Here is a 7,446-nt window from a genome sequence, read left to right on the forward strand (position 1 = left end):
CACAAGGCCGCTCCTACAGGGGGGCGTGGTACGCTGGTTCATTGCAGGTAATGAGGCAAGTGGTCGCATGTATCATTGCCATCAGGCGGGCCGGTCGCTACAGTGACGGCCCGTTTTTTGTTGCCTCGCTAACGAAATCATGACGCCCCTAGAACGATATCAAGCAGATCTGAAACGCCCCGACTTCTTCCATGACGCGGCGCAGGAAACTGCGGTACGTCACCTGCAGCGCCTGTACGACGACCTGGTACGCGCGCAGAACAACAAGCCGGGCATGTTCGGCAAGCTGTTCGGCAAGAAGGAGCAGACGCCGGTCAAGGGCTTGTACTTCTGGGGCGGGGTAGGGCGAGGCAAGACCTATCTGGTCGACACCTTCTATGAAGCGCTGCCGTTCAAGCAGAAGATGCGCACGCACTTCCACCGCTTCATGAAGCGTGTGCATGAGGAAATGAAGACCCTCAAGGGCGAGAAGAACCCGCTGACCATCATCGCCAAGCGCTTCAGCGACGAAGCGAAGGTGATCTGCTTCGACGAGTTCTTCGTCTCCGACATCACCGATGCCATGATCCTCGGCACCCTGATGGAAGAGCTGTTCAAGAACGGCGTGTCGCTGGTGGCCACCTCCAACATCGTCCCGGACGGCCTGTACAAGGACGGCCTGCAACGCGCGCGCTTCCTGCCGGCCATCGCCATGATCAAGCAGTACACCGACGTGGTGAACGTCGACAGCGGCGTGGACTACCGCCTGCGCCACCTGGAGCAGGCCGAGCTGTTCCACTTCCCGCTCAACGAGGCGGCGCATGAAAGCATGCGTGCCAGCTTCAAGGCGCTGACGCCGGAGTGCACCCAGGCCGTCGAGAACGACGTGCTGATGATCGAGAACCGCCCGATCCACGCCCTGCGCACCTGCGACGATGTCGCCTGGTTCGATTTCCGTGCCCTGTGCGACGGGCCGCGCAGCCAGAACGACTACATCGAGCTGGGCAAGATCTTCCACGCCGTGCTGCTGAGCAATGTCGAGCAGATGGGCGTGACCACCGACGATATCGCCCGCCGTTTCATCAACATGGTCGACGAGTTCTACGACCGTAACGTGAAGCTGATCATCTCGGCGCAAGTGGAGTTGAAGGATCTGTACACTGGCGGGCGTCTGAGCTTCGAGTTCCAGCGCACCCTGAGCCGGTTGCTGGAAATGCAGTCCCACGAGTTCCTGTCGCGGGCGCACAAGCCCTGAGGGCAGTGGCAAGCGTCAAGCTGCAAGCCACAAGAAAAAGCCAGAGCAGATCGCGTACTGCTCTGGCTTTTTCTTGTGGCTTGCAGCTTGACGCTTGCAGCTACCTTCAGGCCTCCTGCATGAACTGCTGCCGATACTGGTTCGGCGACAGCTCCGTATGCTGGCGGAACAACCGAGCGAAGAAGCTCGCGTCGTCGTACCCCACCTCGTAGCTGATGGTCTTGATGCTCTTGCGCGTGCTCGACAGCAGCCCCTTGGCGGTCTCGATGCGCAGGCGCTGCAAGTAGTGCAGCGGCTTGTCGCCGGTGGCGCTCTGGAACCTGCGCATGAAGTTGCGGATGCTCATGCCATGGTTGCGCGCCACGTCCTCGAAGCGGAACTTGTCGGCGAAGTGCTCCTCGAGCCAGTGCTGGATCTGCAGGATGATCAGGTCCTGATGCAGCTTCTGGCCGCCGAAGCCCATGCGCCCCGGCGTGTAGCTGCGCTGCACCTCGTAGAGGATGTCGCGGGCCACGGCGCGGGCCACGTTGGCGCCGCAGAAACGCTCGATCAGGTAGATGTACAGGTCGCAGGCCGAGGTGGTGCCGCCGGCGCAGTACAGATTGTCGGCGTCGGTCAGGTGCTTGTCCTGGTTCAGGCGGATCTTCGGAAAGCGCTCGGCGAAGCTGGCGAAGAAGCGCCAGTAGGTGGTCGCCTCCTTGCCGTCGAGCAGGCCGGATTCGGCCAACCAGAACACACCACTGGCCTCGGCGCACAGCACCGCGCCGCGGGCATGCTGCTCGCGCAGCCAGGGCAGGACCTGGGGGTAGCGTTGCAGCAGGTTGTCGAAGTCGTCCCAGAAGGCCGGAAGGATGATCACATCGGCGTCGTTCAGGCCGCTGTCGACCGGCAGCTGCACGTTGCTGAAACTGTCCACGGGCAAGCCGTCCGGGCTCACCAGGCCGATCTCGAACATCGGCTGCAGGCCCAGGCCCAGCTGCTTGCTGTAGCGCAGGCTGGCCAAGTGGAAGAAGTCCTTGGCCTGCATCAGTGTCGAAGCGAACACCTTGTCAATGGCCAGGATGCTGACGCGCCGCAGGGACGCGGAGGGTTGGGTAAACATCATTGTCATTGTTCTTATATGGGATAGTGGTCAATCACCGGCTGGATCGTCTTATTTTTCTCATCAAGCTGCAAGCCTTAAGCTGCAAGCAGCAAGAAAAAGCAAGCTGTTCTTCTTGAGGCTTGCAGCTGCGCTCAAGGCGCCGGGTTCGGCTGCTCCTGATGCACCGCCTCGATCGCCGCCAGCAGTTCGTCGCCCAGGTTCAGCGCCTGGCTGTCGATATCGCTGCGCAGCTGCTCAAGGTTCGTCGCGCCGATGATATTGCTGGTCACGAACGGCTGGCGGGTGACGAACGCCAGCGCCATCTGCGCCGGATCCATGCCGTGGTCGCGGGCCAGTTGCACATAGCGGCTGCAGGCCGCCACGGTCTGCGGGTTGGAATAGCGGGCAAAGCGGCTGAACAGGGTCAGGCGGGCGTTGTCCGGGCGGGCACCGTTCTCGTACTTGCCCGAAAGCATGCCGAACGCCAGCGGCGAATAGGCCAGCAGGCCGCATTGCTCGCGAATGGCCACTTCCGCCAGGCCTACCTCGAAGCTGCGGTTGAGCAGGTTGTAGGGGTTCTGGATCGACACCGCCCGTGGCCAGCCGCGGCTTTCGGCCAGGTGCAGGAACTTCATGGTGCCCCATGGCGTTTCGTTGGACAGGCCTATGTGGCGGATCTTGCCGGCGCGGACCTGTTCGTCGAGTACTTCCAGGGTTTCCTCCAGCGGGGTGAACAGGTCCTGGGGCAGGTGCTGGTAGCCGAGCTTGCCGAAGAAGTTGGTGCTGCGCTCGGGCCAGTGCAGCTGGTACAGGTCGATGCGGTCGGTCTGCAGGCGCTTGAGGCTCTCGTCCAGCGCGGCGACGATGTGCTGGCGGTTGTGCTTGAGCTGGCCGTCGCGGATATGGCTGATGCCGTTGCCGGGGCCGGCGACCTTGCTGGCCAGGACCCAGTCGTCACGGTCGCCGTTGGCGGCGAACCAGTTGCCGATGATGCGTTCGGTGGCGGCGTAGGTCTCCGGGCGCGGCGGCACCGGGTACATCTCGGCGGTGTCGATGAAGTTGATGCCGCTGGCCTTGGCCAGGGCGATCTGGTCAAAAGCCTCGTCCTGGGTGTTCTGCTCGCCCCAGGTCATGGTGCCCAGGCACAGGGCGCTGACGTTGAGGTCGGTACGGCCAAGCTTGCGGTATTCCATCAAAAAATCGCTCCAGGCAAAGAAGCCCATAAAAGCAGGTTGAAATTTCTTGCGCAATCTGGATAATTCTGCAGCTCTTCGCGTGGCGGAAGTGATGCACCACCATGACTGAAGAACCTTTGTCGAACATTGGCGTGCCCGACCCGAGCCCCCAAAAGCGTCAGCGTTCGGCTGCGCGCTTGCCCTTGGCAAGCTGTGCACTATCCAGTAAGATTCGCCGTCTATTTTTTCGCTGGGCGGCCTCTGAGGCTTTAGAGAATGAAAACTTTTACTGCTAAACCGGAAACAGTAAAGCGCGAGTGGTTCGTAGTCGACGCCGCTGGTCAGACCCTGGGTCGTCTGGCTACCGAAATCGCTAGCCGCCTGCGTGGCAAGCACAAGCCAGAATACACCCCTCACGTTGACACCGGCGACTACATCGTCGTCATCAACGCTGAGCAAGTCCGTGTGACTGGTGCCAAGTCTTCCGACAAGATGTACTACTCCCACTCCGGCTTCCCGGGCGGCATCAAGGAAATCAACTTCGAGAAGTTGATCGCCAAGGCCCCTGAGCGTGTTATCGAAACCGCGGTCAAAGGCATGCTGCCGAAGAACCCGCTGGGTCGCGACATGTACCGCAAGCTGAAAGTGTACGCGGGTGCTGCTCACCCACACACTGCTCAGCAGCCTCAAGAACTGAAGATCTAACGGGATAGTTCATTATGTCGGCGACTCAAAACTACGGCACTGGCCGTCGCAAGACCGCAACCGCACGCGTTTTCCTGCGTCCGGGCACTGGCAACATCTCCATCAACAACCGTTCCCTGGACGTGTTCTTCGGCCGCGAAACCGCTCGCATGGTTGTTCGCCAGCCGCTGGAACTGACCGAGACCGTTGAGAAGTTCGACATCTACGTCACCGTTTCCGGTGGTGGTGTCAGCGGTCAGGCCGGTGCGATCCGCCACGGTATCACCCGCGCTCTGATGGAATACGACGAAACCCTGCGTGGCGCTCTGCGTCGTGCTGGCTACGTCACCCGCGACGCTCGTGAAGTTGAGCGTAAGAAAGTGGGTCTGCGTAAAGCGCGTAAGCGTCCTCAGTACTCCAAGCGTTAATACCGCTTCGGCAGTCGAGAGAAGCCCGGTTCCTTTTTGGAACCGGGCTTTTTTTATGTCTTGAACTAACCTCTCTGTCAGTCCGTGGCCGTTTGTCGCATAGACACAGATCAAGCAAAGCGAGGGTTGTGGCCCGACGAGCGGGTAATCACCTTGTCAGTGTGTGGATTTGTTTCTTACCATGACGACCAAATTTTGGTGCCACAGACATACCTAAGTAGATGCCTGTTCAAACAGGCCAAGCAAGCTGATGGGAGAGGACTGAATGAGCAATGACGGCGTCAACGCAGGCCGGCGCCGCTTCCTCGTAGCCGCGACATCCGTGGTCGGGGCAGCGGGAGCAGTGGGGGCTGCGGTACCGTTCGTGGGGTCATGGTTTCCCAGCGCCAAGGCGAAAGCCGCGGGGGCGCCGGTGAAGGTCAACATTGCCAAGGTCGAGCCCGGGCAACAGATGGTGGCCGAGTGGCGGGGGCAACCGGTATTCATCGTACGGCGAACGGACGAGATCCTCGCCAATCTGAAAAAGATCGAAGGCGACCTGTCCGACCCGCAGTCCAAGGCGTCGGTGCAGCCGACCTATGTCAACCCCGAGGTTCGCTCGATCAAGCCCGAGATTCTCATTCTGGTCGGCCTGTGTACCCACCTGGGTTGCTCGCCTACCTTCCGTCCTGAAGTGGCGCCGGCCGACCTCGGTCCGAAATGGGTGGGCGGTTATTTCTGCCCGTGCCACGGCTCCCACTACGACCTGGCCGGTCGCGTCTACAAGTCCCAGCCAGCGCCTCTCAACCTGCCAGTGCCACCGCACTCGTACGAGTCGGACGACATCATCGTCATCGGCGTCGATCAGGAGAACGCATGATGAGCAAGTTCATGGAGTGGATCGATGCGCGCTTCCCCGCGACGAAGATGTGGGAAGACCATCTGAGCAAGTATTACGCGCCCAAGAACTTCAACTTCCTGTACTTCTTCGGCTCCCTGGCACTGCTGGTGCTGGTCAACCAGATCGTCACCGGCGTGTGGCTGACCATGAGTTTCACCCCCTCGGCGGAAGAGGCCTTCGCCTCGGTCGAGTACATCATGCGCGACGTCGAGTATGGTTGGATCTTGCGCTACCTGCACTCCACCGGCGCCTCGGCATTCTTCATCGTCGTCTACCTGCACATGTTCCGCGGGCTGCTCTACGGCTCCTACCAGAAGCCACGCGAGCTGGTCTGGCTGTTCGGCATGCTGATCTACCTGGCGCTGATGGCCGAAGCCTTCATGGGCTACCTGCTGCCGTGGGGGCAGATGTCCTACTGGGGCGCCCAGGTGATCATCTCGCTGTTCGGTGCGATCCCGGTCATCGGTGATGACCTGACCCAGTGGATCCGTGGTGACTACCTGATTTCCGGCATCACCCTGAACCGCTTCTTCGCCTTGCATGTGGTGGCCCTGCCGATCGTGATCCTCGGCCTGGTGGTGCTGCACATCCTGGCCCTGCACGAAGTCGGCTCGAACAACCCCGATGGCGTGGACATCAAGAAGAAAAAGGATGAGAACGGCATCCCGCTGGATGGCATTCCATTCCACCCGTACTACACCGTCAAGGACATCGTCGGCGTGGTGGTCTTCCTCTTCGTGTTCTGCGCCGTGGTGTTCTTCTTCCCGGAAATGGGCGGCTACTTCCTGGAAAAACCGAACTTCGAGCAGGCCAACGCTTTCAAGACGCCTGAGCACATCGCCCCTGTATGGTACTTCACGCCGTTCTACGCGATCCTGCGCGCGGTGCCTGACAAGCTGTTAGGGGTCATCGCCATGGGCGCGGCGATCGCCGTGCTGTTCGTGTTGCCCTGGCTCGACCGCAGCCCCGTGCGCTCCATGCGCTACAAGGGTTGGCTGAGCAAGATCTTCCTGCTGGTGTTCTGCGTGGCCTTCGTCATCCTCGGCGTGCTCGGCGTGCTGGCGCCAACCCCGGGGCGTACCTTGCTGTCGCAGGTGTGCACGGTGTTGTACTTCGCCTACTTCCTGCTGATGCCGTTCTACACAAGGCTCGAGAAGACCAAACCGGTTCCGGAAAGGGTGACTGGCTGATGAAAAAGTTTATTGCAGTATGCTTGCTGGCACTGATGCCTGGCCTTTCCTTCGCCGCCGAGCATGGCCTGGAGCTGGACAAGGTCGATATCGACCTGACCGACAAGGCCGCGATGCAGGATGGCGCGCGGACGTTCGCCAACTATTGCATGGGTTGCCACAGCGCCAAGTTCCAGCGTTACGAGCGCGTCGCCGACGACCTGGGCATCCCTCACGAGCTGATGCTCGAAAACCTGGTGTTCACCGGCGCCAAGATCGGCGACCACATGAAGATCGGCATGCAGCCCAACGACGCCAAGACCTGGTTCGGCGCGGCGCCGCCCGATCTAACCCTGGTCGCCCGGGTGCGTGGCAACGACTGGCTGTACACCTACCTGCGCAGCTTCTACGAGGACAAGGCGCGGCCATACGGGGTGAACAACAAGGTCTTCCCCAACGTCGGCATGCCTAACGTGCTGGTTGGCCTGCAGGGCAACCAGGTCATCGGTTGCAAGCAGGTGCAGACCGAGGTCGACGGCAAGAAGCAGTTCGACCCGCTGACCGGCAGCCCACTGACCCATGAAGCGTGCGATCAGCTGACCGTGGAGGAGAAATCCGGTACCCTGACGGCCGAGCAGTTCGACGAGAAGGTCAAGAACCTGGTGACCTTCCTGGCCTATTCGGCCAACCCGGTCAAACTGGAAAGCCAGCGCATCGGTACCTATGTGTTGCTGTACCTGGCTTTCTTCTTCGTGTTCGCCTACTTGCTCAAACGCGAATACTGGAAGGACG

8 protein-coding genes are annotated in these 7,446 nt (G+C 60.7%); 6 read left to right on the forward strand and 2 right to left on the reverse strand.

Going from position 1 to position 7,446, the window contains the following annotated elements:
• Positions 1–139 precede the first annotated feature (139 nt).
• Positions 140–1,234, forward strand: a complete 1,095-nt coding sequence (zapE, locus tag N5D48_RS25275; RefSeq protein ID WP_279888801.1) for a cell division protein ZapE — start codon at positions 140–142, stop codon at positions 1,232–1,234.
• Between the two features lie 106 nt (positions 1,235–1,340).
• Here the strand turns inward: zapE and N5D48_RS25280 are convergent, their stop codons facing one another.
• Positions 1,341–2,237 (reverse strand): GlxA family transcriptional regulator, encoded by an 897-nt coding sequence (locus N5D48_RS25280; RefSeq protein WP_167388431.1) that lies wholly within the window; start codon positions 2,235–2,237, stop codon positions 1,341–1,343.
• Between the two features lie 233 nt (positions 2,238–2,470).
• Complete coding sequence (locus N5D48_RS25285; protein WP_279888802.1) at positions 2,471–3,511, reverse strand: NADP(H)-dependent aldo-keto reductase; 1,041 nt, start codon at positions 3,509–3,511, stop codon at positions 2,471–2,473.
• A 258-nt stretch (positions 3,512–3,769) separates the two neighbouring features.
• Between N5D48_RS25285 and rplM the strand changes: the two genes are divergently transcribed.
• The 5 genes from rplM to N5D48_RS25310 form a co-directional block, all read left to right on the forward strand.
• Positions 3,770–4,198 (forward strand): 50S ribosomal protein L13, encoded by a 429-nt coding sequence (gene rplM, locus N5D48_RS25290; RefSeq protein WP_003260798.1) that lies wholly within the window; start codon positions 3,770–3,772, stop codon positions 4,196–4,198.
• Between the two features lie 14 nt (positions 4,199–4,212).
• Positions 4,213–4,605, forward strand: a complete 393-nt coding sequence (gene rpsI, locus N5D48_RS25295; RefSeq protein WP_003260797.1) for a 30S ribosomal protein S9 — start codon at positions 4,213–4,215, stop codon at positions 4,603–4,605.
• 265 nt (positions 4,606–4,870) lie between these two features.
• Positions 4,871–5,464 (forward strand): ubiquinol-cytochrome c reductase iron-sulfur subunit, encoded by a 594-nt coding sequence (petA, locus tag N5D48_RS25300; protein ID WP_279888804.1) that lies wholly within the window; start codon positions 4,871–4,873, stop codon positions 5,462–5,464.
• Positions 5,464–6,675, forward strand: a complete 1,212-nt coding sequence (locus N5D48_RS25305) for a cytochrome bc complex cytochrome b subunit (protein WP_279888806.1) — start codon at positions 5,464–5,466, stop codon at positions 6,673–6,675. The genes petA and N5D48_RS25305 overlap by 1 nt, the downstream gene beginning before the upstream one ends.
• A partial coding sequence (locus N5D48_RS25310) for a cytochrome c1 (protein WP_279888805.1) occupies positions 6,675–7,446 on the forward strand: 772 nt, incomplete at its 3' end. The genes N5D48_RS25305 and N5D48_RS25310, both read left to right, overlap by 1 nt.

This window comes from Pseudomonas sp. GD03858 (genome assembly GCF_029840925.1).
Taxonomy (GTDB): Bacteria; Pseudomonadota; Gammaproteobacteria; order Pseudomonadales; family Pseudomonadaceae; genus Aquipseudomonas.